This window comes from Pseudoduganella sp. R-32 (genome assembly GCF_049913245.1).
Classification (GTDB): domain Bacteria; phylum Pseudomonadota; class Gammaproteobacteria; order Burkholderiales; family Burkholderiaceae_D; genus Rugamonas.
In genome coordinates this window covers 2,053,569-2,069,630 of sequence record NZ_CP183987.1, presented here as the reverse complement: position 1 = coordinate 2,069,630, position 16,062 = coordinate 2,053,569, and the positions used below count along the sequence as shown (strand labels likewise).

The following is a 16,062-nucleotide window of genomic DNA, read 5'->3' as shown; positions in this document are numbered from 1 at the left end:
ATCCATGGATTTTTAGAAAAGTTTAGCGATGTAGTAAGTTTTTTTTCACAGCTGCCGGGCGGCTGACGGAATGATGCGGCCGCAGCGCGCGATGCGGGGGTGGTATTCTACGGCCCCTATGAATCATTCGCCCTACATCGGCCGCTTTGCGCCCTCCCCGACCGGACCGCTGCACCTTGGTTCCCTGGTGGCGGCCATGGCCAGTTATCTCGACGCCAGGGTCCACGGCGGCCAATGGCTGGTGCGCGTGGAAGACGTTGACCGCGACCGCAACGTGGAAGGCGCCGACCAGCACATCCTCGCTTCGCTGCAACGCTGCGGCATGCAATGGGATGGCGAAGTCACCTGGCAAACCCAACGCGAGGGTCTATACGAAGCGGCGCTGCGCCAGTTGGGCGACAACATCTATCCGTGTGGCTGCTCGCGCAAGGAAATCGCGGATTCCCAACTGCGCCAGGGCCAAGCCGGCAACCCCAACCTGGTCTATCCCGGCACTTGCCGCAACGGACTGGCGCCCGGCCGCACGGCGCGCGCGCTTCGCCTGCGCACGCCGCAGGAACCACACTGCGTGATCCACTTCCACGACCGATTCGCCGGCGACATCAGCCAGGACATCACGGCTGAAGTGGGCGACTTTGTGGTACGACGCGCCGACGGCTTCTGGGCCTATCAACTTGCCGTCGTGGTGGACGATGGCGCGCAAGGCATCACCGACATCGTGCGCGGCTCCGACCTGCTTGACTCGACGCCGCGCCAGATTTTCCTGCAACAGCTGCTTGGCTTGCCGCAGCCGCGTTACCTGCATTTGCCACTAGTGGTTACTGCCGACGGCGAGAAGCTGTCCAAGCAGACCGGCGCGCAAGCCTTCGATACCGGTGCGCCGGCCGAAAGCCTGCTCGGCAGCGCATTGCTGCCTGCCGCGCGATTCCTCGGGCTCGACGTGAAGGCCGACAATATCGACGCCTTCTGGCGCGCGGCTGTTCCGGCATGGGACGCTGTGCTGCGAGCCCACGGTGAGGCGCCGCACAGACCATAAGCAGGGCCCGCCGCATACTGGCCTCACCAAGCGAAAGGAGGTGGGCCATGCGGCAATTACTGATCTCTTGCGCCTTGTGCGCCATGGCGCTGCCGGCAACCGCCGAGGACAATTTCTTCCGCTGCGTCGACAACCAGGGCGTCGTCATGCTGACCGACCGGCCTTGTGAGAACGTGCCGAATGGCGCCCGGCCCATGCTGGAAAAGGAGCATTTCGTCCTGCCGCCATCCGAACAGACGCGCAGCCAGTGGGTGAATAAAGCGCCGGTTCACGTCTCGCCGAAAATCGATGTTCAGACCTTGCGCATGGCGCGGCAAGTCCTCGAGCTTCGCGACAAGGTCGCCAGCGCAAAATAAGGCCAGCCTTAGCGCCGGCTGTTCTCCTCGTCCAGCGGCAGCAACAGCATGCAGCCTGCCGCTGCACCATGCACGATCGGCAGCAGCAGCAAGGTAATCTGGGCAGGGGCCTCCGGATCGCTGACGGAGAAGTAAGTGATTGCCACTGCCATCACAATGGGCGCCAAGGGCAATACCGCCGCCGACAAGTTGGCGGGGTTCAGGCGGCGCACCGCCAGCAGGTTCAGCAGCAGTGCCACCAGGTAGAGGGCGCGGTACACCCATTCGGAACGGGCGGTGGCAAAGTGCACCCCTGCAAGCATCCCTTGCATAAGCAACCCGAGCAATAACGTCAGTAGAAGCGCGGGCAAGGCTGAGCGTTCCATGATCACGTTGGCCTCCATCGTCACTGAAAGTAACAAAGCAGTTTCTATGCCACGCTTATGTGTCAGGGGGAACCGGGCCGTGCGTTGCGGAATTGCTCGATTTCTGTAAGGAATTTCGACATCCAACGCTTGAAGCCGGCGGGTGAATGTTGCGGCGCGGTATAATAGCGGGCTTGTCTTTTGGATATCGGTTTCAGAGAAGAAGATGCACACTACGCCAGACACCCGCCCCGCCGTTGTACTTCTGCACAGTTCGCTTAGTTCGCGCAGCCAGTGGACCACCCTGATGGCCGAGCAAGAAGCCAATTATCGCTTTATCGCAATCGATCTGTTGGGTTATGGCAAGTCCGCCTTCCCGACCGAAGCTGCTGCCGCCGGCTACACCCTGGCGCATGAAGCCGATGCCGTGGCGGCCGCCCTGGCTTCCCATCTTGATGCCGGCGAGCAATTCCACCTGGTTGGCCATTCCTACGGCGGCGCCACCGCCCTGCGCCTGGCGCGCCAGATGCGCGACCGCGTCCTGTCGCTGTCCGTGTTCGAACCGGTCGCCTTCCACCTGCTGCCAGCCAGCGATGCCGGGCGCCAGGAAATCGAGGCCGTGGTGGCAAGTATCAACGCTGCGGAAAGCGCGGAAGACGCCACCCGTACCTTCATCGATTACTGGAACCGCGCCGGCGCCTTCGACTCCCTGCCGGAAGTTCAGCGCCACCGCTTCACCAATGGCATCGCCAAGGTCAAGCTGGACTTCGTCGCCCTGCTCGGCGAACCGGCCCGCGTGCCAGACATGGCGCAACTGGACCTGCCGGCACTGGTGATGGCCGGCGCCAAAGGCCCGGCCTCCACCCGCCGCGTGGCCGAAACCCTGGCTGCCGCACTGCCGCAAGCGCAGTTCACGCTGACCGCCGGCGGCCATATGGCGCCGATCACCCACGCGGCCGACGTCAACCAGGCGCTGCTCGGCTTCCTCGAAAACCAGCGCTTGATCGCTTGACACCGTTGGTCGATAATGACCGGATAACAATCCCGCAGAGGCGAGCATCATGAGCGATACGCGCTATGACCAGCAGATGGCAGTCCAGGTGGACAAGGGCATCGAACTGCTCGCCCGGATGGGCGCGGCCAACGCCTGGATCTACATGCAAACCATGCACGTGCCGCGCAGCGTGATCCTGCGCGTGCTGGCCTACCCTGGGCAGCGCCGCAATTGCGGCCCTTCGGTCCACTAGCTTAATTCACGCACCGCCTGCAGCACGCGCAGCTTGGCGGCATCGGGCCGCTTGCCGCTGCGCCAAGCCACCATCGCCTCCCATTCCCAGCGGGGCAAATCCACAATCTCCAGTTTCACCAAGCTGCCCAGCTTGAGCTGGCGCGCGGCAGCCATCTCCGGCATGAAAGTAAGAAAGCCATGTTCCAGCGCCAGTTCGATTGCCGCGCTGGCCGGCTGGATGGCATGGATCGCGCTGTCGTTGCGGCGATGGGCGCGCAGCATGCGTATCAGTTCGTCGCAAGCCTCGCCCCAGAATTGCGGCGCCAGGCGCGCATTAGCCACATCGGCCAGTTTCAATACTTTGCGCCGCGTTAACGGATGGCCGCGCCGGACCACCGCGACAATCGGCGAACTATACAAGCGTTCCAGCTGGATGCCTGCGATGGCTGGGCACTTTAAGACGAAGCCAAGGTGCGCCCGGCCGGTCAGCAGCTTTTCCATGATAACGGGCGAATGATCGGTGGTGCAGCGGATTTCCAGGGGCGCATCGGCCAGCTTGAGCAACAGGGGACCGAACACCAGCGAGGCCAGCGAAGGCACGCAGTCCAGCACCACTTGCGGCAATGCCGGCGCGCCCTGCACCGCCAGCTTGCCGGCTGCCATGGCATCGAGCGCCTGCTGCGCCGCAGGCAGGAAGGTCTGGCACGCCGGGGTGGGCGTGGCGCCGCGGCGATGGCGGGTAAACAGCTGCACGCCCAATTGCTCTTCCAGCGCTGCAACGCGCTGGCTCACTTGCGGCTGCGACCAGCGGCGCCGCGCCGCCGCCTGCGAGAAGCTGCCCGACTCCACGATTTCCACCAGCAGGGCCAGGTCATCAAAGTTGAGTGCCATAACAAATTTGAATATGAAATATCATGAGATAACTGCTTCTATTATGTCTTAACGCTATCTAAACTGTCAGCATCACTCACGGAGGCATGCATGGCGGCAGCGGCACGGGCAAGGAAATTGGGCAAGCGTTTCCTTATGACAGACCACATGCTCGTGGTATCCGGCTTCTATCTTGTATTTCCCGTGGTGGCACTGCACTTTGTTGGCCAGCTTGGCTGGGCCGCGGCCTCGGTCGGCCTCGCCCTCGGCGTGCGCCAGATGGCGCAGCAAGGCATGGCGCTGTTCGGCGGTTCGCTGTCCGACCGTTTCGGCGCCAAGCCGATGATTGTAGGCGGCATGCTGCTGCGGGCGCTGGGATTCGCAACGATGGCCTATGCCGTCAATCCCGCCATGCTGGTGCTCTCCTGCGTGCTGTCCGGCCTGGGCGGTGCCCTGTTCGACCCGGCGCGCGGCGCCCTGGTCGTCAAACTGACCCGTGCTGCCGAACGGCCCCGCTTCTACTCCGTCCTCATGATGCAGGAAAGCGTGGCCGCCGTGACTGGCGCCCTGCTCGGCACCATGCTGCTCGGCGTCGATTTCCGGTGGGTGGGCCTGGGCGGCTGTGCGGCTTTCGTGCTGGCGGCGCTGGCGAACGCCTGGCTGCTGCCAGCCTACCGCGTCGCCACTCCCGGCACTTCGGCGGTCAAAGCCATGCGCATTCCTTTGCGCGACAAGCCTTTCATCATGCTGGTGCTGACGCTGAGCGGCTATTACATCATGACGGTGCAGCTGATGATGCTGGTGCCGGTTACCCTGACCGAGCTTTCCGGCACACCGCGCACCGTGGCCTGGATGTATGCGGTGGATGCCCTGCTGGCGCTGATGCTGCTGTACCCGATGGCGCGCCTGGGCGAGCGCTACCTGACGCTGGAAGCGCGTCTGCTGGCCGGCATCGGCATCATGTGCGGCGCGGTGCTGGCCATGTCGGTGGCAGCTGCGTTGCTGCCGATGTTCGTTTGTATCGCCGTGTTCTATACCGGTTCGCTGGTGGCCGAACCGGCGCGCGAGTCGCTGGTATCACGCTACGCGCTGCCCTCCGCGCGGGCAAGCTATATGGGCTTGAGCCGTTTCGGGCTTGCGCTGGGAGGCCTGTTCGGCTACACGGCAGGCGGCTGGCTGCTGGACTGGAGCCGCGCCGTGCACACGCCTGCATTGCCCTGGCTGGTGCTGGCCGCGATTGGACTGCTGACGCTGACCGTGCTGGCTTGCGCTGCCGCTCCGCTGCCGCAAAAAAAGAGCCCGCCAGTGGCGGGCTAAACACTTTGGTTGGGTATTTCATTGTAGTGCGCGAAAACGCATCTGATTCTCTCCAATCGTCACCCCATGCCAAATTAGTTATAGCTGGCCTGAAAAAATGAATCACGCGTCCTGCGCTTCGCCGCATAGAATGCAGGAATGAAATCCTATACCGCCCAATGCGTCCTGCCCCTTGCCGCTGAGCTGGGCGAAGGACCACTCTATTTGCCAGGGCAGGATCGCCTGCTGTTTGTGGATCTCAAGCGTTGCATCCTGCATGCGTGGGATGCCGGCGTCCACGAGCACCGCAGCTGGCTGCTGCCTGACTATATCTGCTGGCTGGTGCCGCGCCGCGACGGCGATGGCTTCATGGCCGGCCTGCGCGACAGCGTAGTGCGACTGTGGCTGGAGCCGGAACTGCGCGTCGAGACGGTCGTGCGCGTAGTCGATGGCGCCTCTGGCCAGCGACTGAACGACGCCAAGGTCGACCCGAGCGGCCGCTTGTGGCTGGGCTCCATGCACAATACCGATTACCGGCAAAAGGTGGGCAAGCTGTTCCGCCTTGATCCGGACCAGAGCCTGCGCGTGGCCGACGAGGGCTACCACATCTGCAACGGCCCGACCTTCGCGCCTGATGGCAGCGCGCTGTATCACTCGGACAGCTTCCTCGACGTGACCTACCGCTACCCGCTGGCAGCCGATGGCAGCCTTGGACCACGCGAAACCTGGCGCCGCTATACCGACGGCGGTTCGCCGGACGGCATGCAGGCGGATAGCGAAGGATGCATCTGGATTTCCACCTGGGGCGGCAAACGCGTTTGCCGTTTCAGCCCGGAAGGCGAACTGCTGGCGGAAGTGCAGCTGCCGACATCGCATCCTGCGTCGCTGGCATTCGGCGGCGAAGACCTGCGCACGCTGTACATCACCACGGCGCGGGAAGGCCTGTCGGCGGAACAGTTGGCGCAGGAACCGCTGGCGGGCGCCCTGTTCAGCGCCCGCATCGACGTGCCGGGATTGCCGGCCAACGCCTTCGGCTAAGTCAGTACAACTCTTTCGCCGCGCTGCGCACAGCCTGCAACAACAGGTTGGCGCCCGGCGACATCAGGTGGTCGGCCTTGGTGATGATGCCGAATGCGTCCATGCGGAACGGCAGTTCCAGCGGCAGGATCGACAGTACGTTCAGCTCTGCGTAATAACGCGCCACCTCCACCGGCATCACGTGGATGGCATCGGTCTTCTGCAGCAGTGCGGTAATCAGGAGCTGGGAAGTGGTGTCGACCACGTCGACCGGCGGTTCCAGGCCGGCGCGGCGGAACATCATGTCGCAGCGGTGGCGCAGGATGCTGCCTTGCGGCGGCAGGATCCACGGGCGGTTGGCGATATCCTTCAATTGCAGCTTCTCGCGCTCCAGCAGTGGATGGCCGGTGCGCACAACGGCGCATGCCGGCTCCTCGGTCAGCTCCTCGTACACCAGGCCCGCCGTGCTTTCCTTTTCCAGGATGCGTCCGATCATGAAATCCAGCGTGCCGCGCTGGAGCAGTTCCATCAGCACGTTACTGGCTTCCACCTGCACGCCGATACGCAGCAGCGGCGCTTCCTTTTTCACGCGGGTGATGGCGTTGGGCAGCAGGTTCATCGCCGGCGTCATGATGACGCCGACTTCCACCTGGCCGGACAAGCCGGCTTTCAGCGTCACGATATCGTCATGCGCCAGGGCCAGGCTGGTGAGGGCCATGCGGGCGTGGCGGATCATGGTTTCGCCGTACAGCGTCGGCTCCATGCCGCGCGGCAGGCGCTCGAACAGCTTCACGTCCAGCATGTCCTCAAGGTCCTTGAGTTGCTTGGAGGCGGCGGGCTGCGTCATGTGCAGTTCTTCCGCAGCGCGGTGGATGTTGCGGTGTTCATCCAGCGCGATCATCAGCAGCAGTTGACGAGTTTTCAACCTCGCCTTCAGGAACCAGTTCGGATTCGGGGTAGTCATGCGAGGCATGATACCACCGCCGTTATCGACCAATAAGTCGCGCCTCATTTGCAGCCCGGCGCAGGATTGGCGGCCGGGCCTTCAGCCGTTTGCGGGATGAAGGCAATGGTGCCGTCAGGGTTGTAGTGCAGTTCTTCCACCGCCACGGAACGGCGGTATTCGCCGCCTGTCGGCAGCTTGTCGTTGTGGTAGAAGATGTAGGACTTGCCGTTGAAGTCGATCACCGCCTGGTGAATGGTCTTCACCACCTTGTTCATGTCCATGATCTTGCCGCGGAAAGTCCATGGGCCGGTGGCGCTAGGACCGGTGGCGTAGGCAGTCTCCTCCGGGAAGTTGCGCGAATAGGTCAGGTAGTAGGTCTTGTCGTGGCGGTGCAGGTACGCCGCTTCGGTGAAATTGTCGATGCCGACGGTATGGATCGGGCCATCGAGTTCGATCATATTCGGCTTCAGCTTGGCGTATTTCAGCACGCGATTGCCCCAGTACAGGTAGGCCTGGCCGTCCTTGTCGATGAAGACCGCCGGGTCGATATCGTCCCAGGGAATATCGGTTTCCCTGGTCATGTCGTTGGTGATCAGGGCACTGCCGCGCGCATCGACGAAGGGGCCGGTCGGCTTGTCCGACACCGCCACGCCGATCGCTTTGCCCGGCTTGCTCGCATCGTGTTCGACCGGGGCGTAAAAGTAGTACTTGCCATTGCGCTTGGTGACGTCGGCAGCCCAGGCGTCGGCCTTGGCCCATTTGAAGGTCTTCACGTTCAGCGGCGACCCCATGTCGGTCCAGTTCTTCATGTCGCAGGAGGACAGCACGCGCCATTCGCGCATCAGGTAGTCCTTGCCTTCCGGCGCCGCTTCGTCGCGGCCAACGTAGAGGTAGACGCGGTTGCCGTCGACCAGTGCCGCCGGGTCGGCAGTGAAGATATTCGATACAAGCGGATTGGCTGCCTGCGCCAGGGTACACATCGTCGCCAATGCCGATGCGACGGCCGATTTCTTGAACATGAAGTCTCCTTTTAGTTTTTCTGTTTCCAGGCCAGCAGGCGTTGCAGCGCGCAGAACGCGAACAACAGCACGCCGATGACGATCTTGGTCCACCACGAGCTGAGCGTGCCGTCGAACACGATCAGGGTCTGGATGGCGCCCAGCACCAGCACGCCGGTCAGGGCGCCGGCCACGTAACCGTAGCCGCCAGTCAGCAGCGTGCCGCCGATCACCACGGCGGCGATCGCATCGAGTTCGGTGCCCTGCGCGTGCAGGCCGTAGCCCGACAGCATGTAGAAGGCGAATAGCAGGCCGGCCAGCGCCGCGCAGCCGCCACTGATGGCGTACACGGCGACCTTGGTGGCGCCCACCGGGAGTCCCATCATGTGGGCCGATTGCTCGTTGCCGCCGACTGCATACACGGCGCGGCCGAACGGCGTCATATGCGCCACCACCATGGCCACCGCCAACAGGACCAGCGCAATCACCACGCCCGGCGAGATAAAGCCGTCAAAGACCCCGACCTGCGCCTGCGAGATGGCGACGAAGGCCGGGTCCTCGATCGGGATCGAATTCACGCTGATCAGGTAGCACAGGCCGCGTGCCAGGAACATGCCGCCCAAGGTGACAATGAAAGGCTGCAGGCGGAAAAAGTGGATCAGGGCGCCCATGCCGGCGCCGAACACGACGCCCATCAGCAGCACGGCAACCATCACGGCCGCGGGCGGCCAGTGCGCCGCATGCAGCAGCCATGCGGCGACCATGGTACTGAGCGCCAGCACCGAGCCTACCGACAGGTCGATGCCGCCGGACAGAATGACAAAGCTCATGCCGACGGCGATCACCAGCAGGAAGGCATTGTCGATCAGGAGGTTGAGCATCACCTGCAGCGACAGGAAGCCGGGATAGGCGATGCCCCCTGCCACCAGCAATGCAAGCAACAGGCCGACAGTAACGAGGGAAGTAAAGTACGGGGCGCGGGTCATGCCTTGCTCCTTTGCGACAGGCATACCGCGAACACCACCAGCGACTTGACGACGAGGTTGACTTCCGGCGGCACGCCGAGCGAATACACGGTGTAGGTAAGGGTCTGGATGATCAGGGCGCCGATCACGCTGCCGACCAGGTTGAACTTGCCGCCGGCCAGCGAGGTGCCGCCCAGGGTGACGGCCAGGATGGCGTCCAGTTCCAGCAGCAAGCCGGCATTATTGGCGTCGGCGCTCTTGATGTTGGAGCTGATGATCAGCCCCGCCAGTCCGGCGCATACCGCGCAGAAGGCGTAGCTGGCGAAAATCAGCGCCCCGGCGCGGATGCCGGCCAGCCGCGCCGCAACCGGGTTGACGCCGACCGCTTGCGTGAACAGGCCGAGCGCGGTCTTGCGCATCGCCAGCGCGACGGCTGCGACCACTGCCAGCGCAAGATACAGCGCCACCGGCAGGCCAAGCAGGTAGCCGCTGCCCAGCACGAAGAAATCTTCGCGGTAGACGGTGATGATCTGGCCGTCGGTAACCAGCTGCGCGAGGCCGCGTCCGGCGACCATCAGCACCAGGGTGGCGACGATCGGCTGCAGGCCAAGGCTGGCTACCAGCAGGCCGTTCCAGACGCCGCATAACAGCGCGGCGCCCAGTGCTGCGGCAAAGGCCAGCCACAGCGGCTGCTCGGCGGCGGCCACGGTGCAGGCGACGGCAGCGGCCAGCGCTACCACGGCGCCGACCGAAATGTCGATGCCGCGCATGGCGATCACAATGGTCATGCCGGTAGCCGCCAGCATCAATGGCGCGGCGCGGTTCAGGATGTCAACCATGGCGCCGTACAGGTGGCCATCCTTCACTTCCAGGTGGAAGAAGCCGGGCACGGCGAACAGGTTAATCAGCAGCAGCACGGCCAATGCGCCGAGCGGACGTGCCAGCGGGTGGGCCAACAGGCGCGCAGCCATGCCCGGGCCGGCGTTCGCTGCGCGCGAGGCCGGCGCAGCAGCCAGGTGGGCGGTATTCTGCGTCATGCTGCCTCCCCTGCAATGGCATGCAGCACGGTGGTTTCATCGAGCTCGCCGCGCTGGTATTCGCCGCATGCTGCGCGGTCGCGCATGACAATCATGCGGTCGCTGCAGCGCAGTACTTCCGGCAGCTCGGACGAGATAAACAGCAGCGACATGCCGCGCTTGCACAGCGTTGTTACGTAATCCATGATTTCCTGCTTGGCGCGCACATCGATGCCGCGCGTTGGTTCGTCCAGGATCATCAAGCGCGGATCGGTGGCCAGCCAGCGCGCCAGCAGCACCTTCTGCTGGTTTCCGCCGGATAGTGCGCCGATCGGCGTTTCGATGCTGGCAGTCTTGATGCCGAGCGCCTTGACATATTCTTCCGCCAGTTCGCGCTGGCGTTGCATCGGGATGGCGCGCAGCATGCCCTGGCGGGCCTGCATCGCAAGCACCAGGTTTTCGCGCACGGAGAGCGACAGGATCGCGCCTTCCAGCTTGCGGTCTTCCGAGCAGAAGCCAATGCCGGCGGCAATCGCCTGGCGCGGGTTGGCGAAGGTGCCGTAGACCTTGTCGCCGATGGCGATATCGCCTTTGTCGGCGCGGTCGGCGCCGAACAGCAGGCGCGCCAGCTCGGTACGCCCGGCGCCCAGCAAGCCTGCCAAGCCAAGCACTTCGCCTTCGCGCACCTGCATGTCCATCGGCTGCAGCACGCCTTTGCGGCCCAGGCCGCGCGTCTCGAGGACAACGCGCGCCGCAGCAGGTTGCTGCACTACGTCACCACGTTCCGCCACCGGGCCGGCGCTGGCAGCCGGATCGGCGGCGTCGGCCGGTTTGCCGATCATCTTGTTCACCAGGGCCAGCCGCGACAGGTCGGCCGCGGCATACTCTCCTTCGCGTTCGCCATTGCGCATCACGGTGATGCGGTCGGAAATCGCGTAAGTCTGGTCCAGGAAGTGGGTCACGAACAGGATCGCCATGCCCTGCTCGCGCAGCCGGCGCAGCACGCGGAACAGCAACTGCACCTCCGCCTCGTCGAGGCTGGAAGTAGGCTCGTCCAGCACCAGCACGCGCGAGGAAATGTTCAAGGCACGCGAGATCGCCACCATCTGCTGGATCGCCAAGGGATAGCGCGACAAAGGCGCCGTCACATCGATATCGATCTCCAGCTCACGCAGCAAGGTAGCCGCGCGCGTCCGCATTCCCTTCCAGTCCACCGTGCCCCACTTGCGCGGATAACGGCCGATGAAGATGTTCTCGGCCACCGACAGGTTCGGACACAGGTTCACCTCTTGGTACACCGTGGAAATGCCCAGCTCCTGCGCCTCCAGCGTCGAGCGCGGATGGATCGCACGGCCTTCAAGCGTGATGCTGCCCTGGTCCGGCGCATGCACGCCGGTGAGCACCTTGATCAGGGTCGACTTGCCCGCCCCGTTCTGCCCCATCAGCGTATGCACTTCGCCAGGGTAGAGCCGCAGCCCCGCCTCGCTCAGCGCCTTCACGCCCGGGAAGGCCTTATGGATGCCGGACAGCTCCAGCACCGGGGCCGCCGCTGCGGTGGCCATCATCAGTATTTCCGGTTAGGGAGTTCTTTAGCTGCCACTTCCGCCGGGAACACGCGTTCCTCGGTCACGATGCGCGGCGCCACAGGCTTGCCGGCGACCACATCCTGCGCCGCCTTCATCAGTTGCGGGCCAAGCAGCGGGCTGCATTCGACCGACACGTTCAGCTTACCGGCGATCATGGCCTGGAAAGCGCCCTTCACACCGTCGATGGAAACGATGATGATGTCCTTGCCCGGTTTCAGGCCCGCTTCTTCAATGGCCTGGATGGCGCCGATCGCCATATCGTCGTTGTGCGCGTACAGCACGTTGATGTCCTTGCCGTGGGCTTTCAGGAAGGCTTCCATCACCTCCTTGCCCTTGGCGCGGGTGAATTCGCCGGTCTGGGTGCGGATCACCTTCAGCTTGGCGTTGCCCTTGATGGCTTCTTCAAAGCCGGCCTTGCGGTCGAGCGCCGGCGCCGAACCCACGGTGCCCTGCAGCTCCACCACATTCAGTACCGGCTTGCTCTGCTTGGCCGCATAGTCCACCAGCCATTTTCCGGCACGGCGGCCTTCTTCCACGAAGTCGGAGCCGATCAGGGTGACGTACAGCGACTTGTCGGCCACTTTCACAGCGCGGTCGGTCAGGATGACCGGGATCTTGGCTGCCTTGGCTTCGCGCAGCACGGTTTCCCAGCCGGTTTCCACGACCGGAGAGAACGCGATCACGTCCACGCGCTGGGCGATGAAGGAACGGATCGCCTTGACCTGGTTTTCCTGCTTCTGCTGGGCGTCGGCGAACTTGAGGGTGATGCCGGCCTGTTTGGCGGCATCCTTGATGGAGGTTGTATTGGCCGTGCGCCATTCACTTTCGGCGCCAACCTGGGAAAAGCCCATTACCAGAGGCTTGGCTGCGAACACGCTGCCCGAAGCAGCAAAGGCGAGGGCGAACGCGCCGCCGAGGATAGTCCTGCGGGTGACTTTCATGCCGGTCTCCAAAATTATAGTAGATCAATATTAGGAGAATCCGTCATGCCGATCTAATTCATTTTTTCGCAGGACCCATATCATTTTTATTATCTCAGCAGGCGCAGGCCATACAGGCCGCCAGCCATCGAGCCGGAATGGGCGACAAACTTCACTTCCAGCTTTCCATCGCGCGCGGCGCCGGCCGGAACCGGCAGGTCCAGGGAATAGAATGCATCGCCTTTACGCTCGATGATGACCTGCTGTAGCAGCCGGCCGTTCAGCAGCACGTCGAACTTGCGGCCAGCGTCGCCGGATGCAAAGGTCAGGCGCAGCACGCGGCCCGCGCCTTCAAGGTCTTTCAGCTCGTAGCTGAACCATCCGCTGGCATGGCGCCAATGCCGGGTGCCATTCAGGCCCGCGTCCGCCCCTTCGCCTTTGAAGGAGTGATCCGATTCCGGTTGCTGTTCGCCGGGCGCCACCTGGTCGACAGTCCGTGCGTCGAGCGCTAGCCGCTCAGCCTCGGCGGCCGCTGCTTTCGTGCGCATCGCCGCCAGGCCGGCCGGCGTGGTCTCCTGCCAATAGATCATGTAGCGCGAATCGTGCAGGCGGAAGAACGGAATGAAACGCAGCACGCTTGCGCCCTGCCCTTGCACCAGGCCCGGCGCAGTAAATGTCAGGGGCCGCCCCGGCACAGGCTTGAACTTGTCGAGGAAATCCTTGCGATCGCTGACGAATACCGGCGCCGCCTCCTGCGGGCAGACCTGGCCTTGCGCAATATGGCCCATGCGCGAGTCGTCGGCCATGAAATTCAATTGCTCGCCGGGGAAAGGCGAGGTTTTCGCCGCCAGCACGATCGGGCCGTGCAGCACGGCGTAATAGTTCGACTTGTCGGGCATCTGCTCAAGCGTGGTGCGCATCGGTAGCCGCACGTCGACAGTGTCGCCTTTTCGCCACACTCGGGCCAGTTCCACGTAGCCGCCAGGTGCGCCCTGCACCGTCACCGCCTTGCCGTTGACGCGCACGGCCAGCGCTCCTTTCGCCACCCAGCCTGGATAGCGGATCTTCATGGTGAACTTGCCGCCGCTGTCGATGGACAGCCGGGTGCTGGCCTGGTCCGGGAAACTGTTGGACTGGGTCAGCACGACGCCTTTCTCGCGCCATTCGAGCCGTGAGGGGATGAACAGGTTGACCAGCAAGGCATCGCCGTCGCGGGCGTAGATGAATTCACCGTACTTGGCGTGGCTCTCGATGCCGGAGCCGACGCAGCACCACATGCCTTTGTCCACTTCCGAATAGACGCGGTAGTGGTTGGGGCGCATCGGCGTGAAGTACACAAAGCCGCCGCTCTCCGGGCGCTGGGAGGACAGGATATGGTTGTACAGCGCACGCTCGTAATAGTCGCCATACGCCGCGCTCGGGTCGCGCTGGTACAGCAGCTCGGTGAGCTTGAGCATATTGTAGGTGTTGCAGGTTTCCGGCCCTTCCACCTCGCTGCTCATCGAGGAAAAGTCCTTATCGTCGTGGAAGTGCTCCTTGACGCTGTTGCCGCCGATGGCGACGGTACGGTGGTCGTGCACGGTCCGCCAGAAGAAGCTGGCGGCGTTGTGCCATTGCTGCTCGCCGGTCAGTTCGGCAATGCGTTCGAAGCCGATCACTTTCGGGATCTGCGTATTGGCATGCAGGCCGGTCAGCTCGTCGCGGCCCTCCGCCAGCGGCTGCAGGATGGCCTGGTGCGAGAAGCGCCTGGCGGCAGCGAGATAGCGCTGGTCGCCGCTCAACTGGTAGACGTCCGCCAGCACCTCGTTCATGCCGCCATGCTCCGCGCGCAGCATCGACTGCATCTGCTCGTCGCTCAGGGAGCTGGTCATCGCGACCGTCCAGTCGGCAAACCTGACCAGCATCCGCCGCGCATCTTCGTTGCCGGCATAACGCCAGGCGTCGCGCAGGCCGGCGGCGATCTTGTGCAGGTTATACCAGGGCACCCATTTGCCGTTGACCGAGAAGTTGTCGGCATGGAGCTTGCCGTTGGCGATATCGTTCCAGGCCGCGCGGCCTCCGGGAATGCCGCCAAGATAGCCGTCCGGCGCTTGTGCTTTCTTCAGCTCCTGCACGAAGTAGTCGAGGCGTTCGCGCACGGTGCCGTCGCCGGTGGCAGCCCACGTCAGGGACAGCGCAGAGAGGTAATGCCCGCCCATGTGGCCATCGAGGCCGCTGGATTCCCAGTTGCCGTAGGATGGTTTTGGCAGCGGCAGGCCGGCCTCGCGGCGGAACGGCGCCAGCAGCCGGTCTGCGTCGAGCGCCAGCAGGTAGCGCCGGTTGGTTTCCTGGGCCTGCAGGAAGGGGCTAGGCAGGAGGCGGACGTGCTGCAGGGGGAATAGTTCGGCGGCGCTCGCAGCACCCGGCACCAATGCCGCTGCACTTGCGCCGGCCGCAAGCAGCACAGCAAGACCGCGCTGCAATGCCCGGGCCAACTTTGGCGCGTTCATTTCTGGACGCTCTGGTAATGGTCCAGGTCTGCGGTGTCGACCACAGGCCAGCCTGCGCGATCCCAGCGCATTTCCATCACCTTCAGCTTTTGCAGGTATTTGTCTTTCGTTTCGTAGGCGTGAAGCACCATCACATCCATGCCGTCGAAGGTGTAGGCGCTGTTGTGGCCGAGGGCCTTCCAGTCCGCGTTACCCTGCACGACCAGCGACCCGCCGCCAAACAGCATGTCCTTGCCATCCTTGTCGAGATAAGGGCCGGTGACCGTGCGCGAACGGCCGACGACAACGTGGTAAGTGCTCTTCTCTTTCTGGCAGCACAGGCCCCACGAAACAAACAGGTAGTACCAGCCGTTCTTGCGGAAGATGAAGGGCGCCTCGATCTCCGCCGGGCCGCCGCTGTCATCCTTCACGAAAGCCGGACGCTCGCGGGCGGCGATGGTGCTCCAGACCTGCGGTTCGGCCGGGCGCGTCCAGGCTTCATTCAGCTTGACCAGCTTGATGCCGCCCCAGAACGAGCCGAAGGCCATCCAGCCTGTCCCCTTGTCGTCTTCGATGACATTGGAATCGATCGCGTTCCAGATGTCGCGCCCCGGCACCGATTGCACGACGATGCCCTGGTCCTCCCACTTGTAGTCTGGGGAGCGCGGGTCGAGGGTCTTGTTCACCGTCACGCCGATGGCCGAGGTGTTCTTGCCGAAAGCCGAAACGGAGTAGTACAACAGGTATTTGCCATTGTGATACTGGATGTCCGGCGCCCAGACATGGTCGTCGAAGCCCGGCGCAGCCTTGGCGGCGGCCGGTGGATGGCCCGCGAAGATGCGGCCTTCCGGCTGCCAGTTCAGCATGTCCTTCGAGCTGTAGAAGGTAATTCCAGGCCCGGTCGAGTACAGGTAATAGGTATCGCCCTGCTTCGCCATCACCGGATCATGCACGCTCACCTGCGCAGCCATCGCCGCCTGCGCCAGCACGAGGGCCGCGCCAAACATCCATTTCAT

The 16,062-nt window shown here is 63.7% G+C and carries 16 protein-coding genes; 6 read left to right on the top strand and 10 right to left on the bottom strand.

Annotated features, from left to right (window positions below):
• The first annotated feature begins 118 nt into the window (after window positions 1-118).
• Window positions 119-1,036 (top strand): tRNA glutamyl-Q(34) synthetase GluQRS, encoded by a 918-nt coding sequence (gene gluQRS / locus ACN9MU_RS09520; protein WP_426344477.1) that lies wholly within the window; start codon window positions 119-121, stop codon window positions 1,034-1,036.
• Window positions 1,037-1,083: 47 nt separating this feature from the next.
• Window positions 1,084-1,392 (top strand): DUF4124 domain-containing protein, encoded by a 309-nt coding sequence (locus ACN9MU_RS09515; RefSeq protein ID WP_426170077.1) that lies wholly within the window; start codon window positions 1,084-1,086, stop codon window positions 1,390-1,392.
• Window positions 1,393-1,400: 8 nt separating this feature from the next.
• Here ACN9MU_RS09515 and ACN9MU_RS09510 read toward each other — a convergent pair whose 3' ends face one another.
• A complete protein-coding gene (locus ACN9MU_RS09510) occupies window positions 1,401-1,703 on the bottom strand; it encodes a hypothetical protein (RefSeq protein ID WP_426321937.1) in 303 nt (100 codons plus the stop codon).
• Between the two features lie 259 nt (window positions 1,704-1,962).
• On the opposite strand from ACN9MU_RS09510, the gene ACN9MU_RS09505 reads away from it, so the two are divergent.
• Both ACN9MU_RS09505 and ACN9MU_RS09500 read left to right on the top strand, forming a co-directional pair.
• Entirely contained in the window at window positions 1,963-2,748 is a 786-nt protein-coding gene (locus ACN9MU_RS09505; protein ID WP_426321935.1) for an alpha/beta fold hydrolase, read from the top strand.
• A gap of 49 nt (window positions 2,749-2,797) precedes the next feature.
• The gene (locus ACN9MU_RS09500; RefSeq protein WP_426344476.1) at window positions 2,798-2,983 is read left to right on the top strand and encodes a hypothetical protein; all 186 of its coding nucleotides are present in this window, start codon (window positions 2,798-2,800) and stop codon (window positions 2,981-2,983) included.
• Here ACN9MU_RS09500 and ACN9MU_RS09495 read toward each other — a convergent pair.
• Window positions 2,980-3,855, bottom strand: coding sequence for a LysR family transcriptional regulator (locus ACN9MU_RS09495; RefSeq protein WP_426321933.1), 876 nt, complete (start codon window positions 3,853-3,855; stop codon window positions 2,980-2,982). The genes ACN9MU_RS09500 and ACN9MU_RS09495 overlap by 4 nt on opposite strands.
• A 90-nt stretch (window positions 3,856-3,945) precedes the next feature.
• On the opposite strand from ACN9MU_RS09495, the gene mdtH reads away from it, so the two are divergent.
• Together mdtH and ACN9MU_RS09485 are read left to right on the top strand one after the other, a co-directional pair.
• The gene (gene mdtH, locus ACN9MU_RS09490; RefSeq protein ID WP_426344475.1) at window positions 3,946-5,151 is read left to right on the top strand and encodes a multidrug efflux MFS transporter MdtH; all 1,206 of its coding nucleotides are present in this window, start codon (window positions 3,946-3,948) and stop codon (window positions 5,149-5,151) included.
• A 138-nt stretch (window positions 5,152-5,289) separates the two neighbouring features.
• The gene (locus ACN9MU_RS09485) at window positions 5,290-6,168 is read left to right on the top strand and encodes an SMP-30/gluconolactonase/LRE family protein (protein ID WP_426344474.1); all 879 of its coding nucleotides are present in this window, start codon (window positions 5,290-5,292) and stop codon (window positions 6,166-6,168) included.
• A 1-nt stretch (window position 6,169) separates the two neighbouring features.
• On the opposite strand, the gene ACN9MU_RS09480 is transcribed toward ACN9MU_RS09485, so the two are convergent.
• The 8 genes from ACN9MU_RS09480 to ACN9MU_RS09445 all read right to left on the bottom strand — a co-directional run bounded on the left by ACN9MU_RS09480 (window position 6,170) and on the right by ACN9MU_RS09445 (window position 16,062).
• Entirely contained in the window at window positions 6,170-7,111 is a 942-nt protein-coding gene (locus ACN9MU_RS09480) for a LysR family transcriptional regulator (RefSeq protein WP_426172160.1), read from the bottom strand.
• A 44-nt stretch (window positions 7,112-7,155) separates the two neighbouring features.
• A complete protein-coding gene (locus tag ACN9MU_RS09475) occupies window positions 7,156-8,112 on the bottom strand; it encodes a glycoside hydrolase family 43 protein (protein ID WP_426170062.1) in 957 nt (318 codons plus the stop codon).
• Between the two features lie 11 nt (window positions 8,113-8,123).
• Entirely contained in the window at window positions 8,124-9,077 is a 954-nt protein-coding gene (gene yjfF / locus ACN9MU_RS09470) for a galactofuranose ABC transporter, permease protein YjfF (RefSeq protein WP_426170059.1), read from the bottom strand.
• Complete coding sequence (locus tag ACN9MU_RS09465) at window positions 9,074-10,027, bottom strand: ABC transporter permease (RefSeq protein WP_426172158.1); 954 nt, start codon at window positions 10,025-10,027, stop codon at window positions 9,074-9,076. Before ACN9MU_RS09465 ends, yjfF begins: the two co-directional genes overlap by 4 nt.
• Window positions 10,028-10,089: 62 nt before the next feature.
• Complete coding sequence (locus tag ACN9MU_RS09460) at window positions 10,090-11,637, bottom strand: sugar ABC transporter ATP-binding protein (protein WP_426321925.1); 1,548 nt, start codon at window positions 11,635-11,637, stop codon at window positions 10,090-10,092.
• The gene (locus ACN9MU_RS09455; RefSeq protein ID WP_426321923.1) at window positions 11,637-12,599 is read right to left on the bottom strand and encodes an ABC transporter substrate-binding protein; all 963 of its coding nucleotides are present in this window, start codon (window positions 12,597-12,599) and stop codon (window positions 11,637-11,639) included. The genes ACN9MU_RS09460 and ACN9MU_RS09455 overlap by 1 nt, the downstream gene beginning before the upstream one ends.
• Before the next feature lie 89 nt (window positions 12,600-12,688).
• Window positions 12,689-15,067, bottom strand: coding sequence for a beta-L-arabinofuranosidase domain-containing protein (locus tag ACN9MU_RS09450; protein ID WP_426344473.1), 2,379 nt, complete (start codon window positions 15,065-15,067; stop codon window positions 12,689-12,691).
• Window positions 15,064-16,062 carry an arabinan endo-1,5-alpha-L-arabinosidase gene (locus ACN9MU_RS09445; RefSeq protein ID WP_426321919.1) on the bottom strand — a complete coding sequence of 333 codons (999 nt, stop codon included), beginning with the start codon at window positions 16,060-16,062 and terminating at the stop codon, window positions 15,064-15,066. Before ACN9MU_RS09445 ends, ACN9MU_RS09450 begins: the two co-directional genes overlap by 4 nt.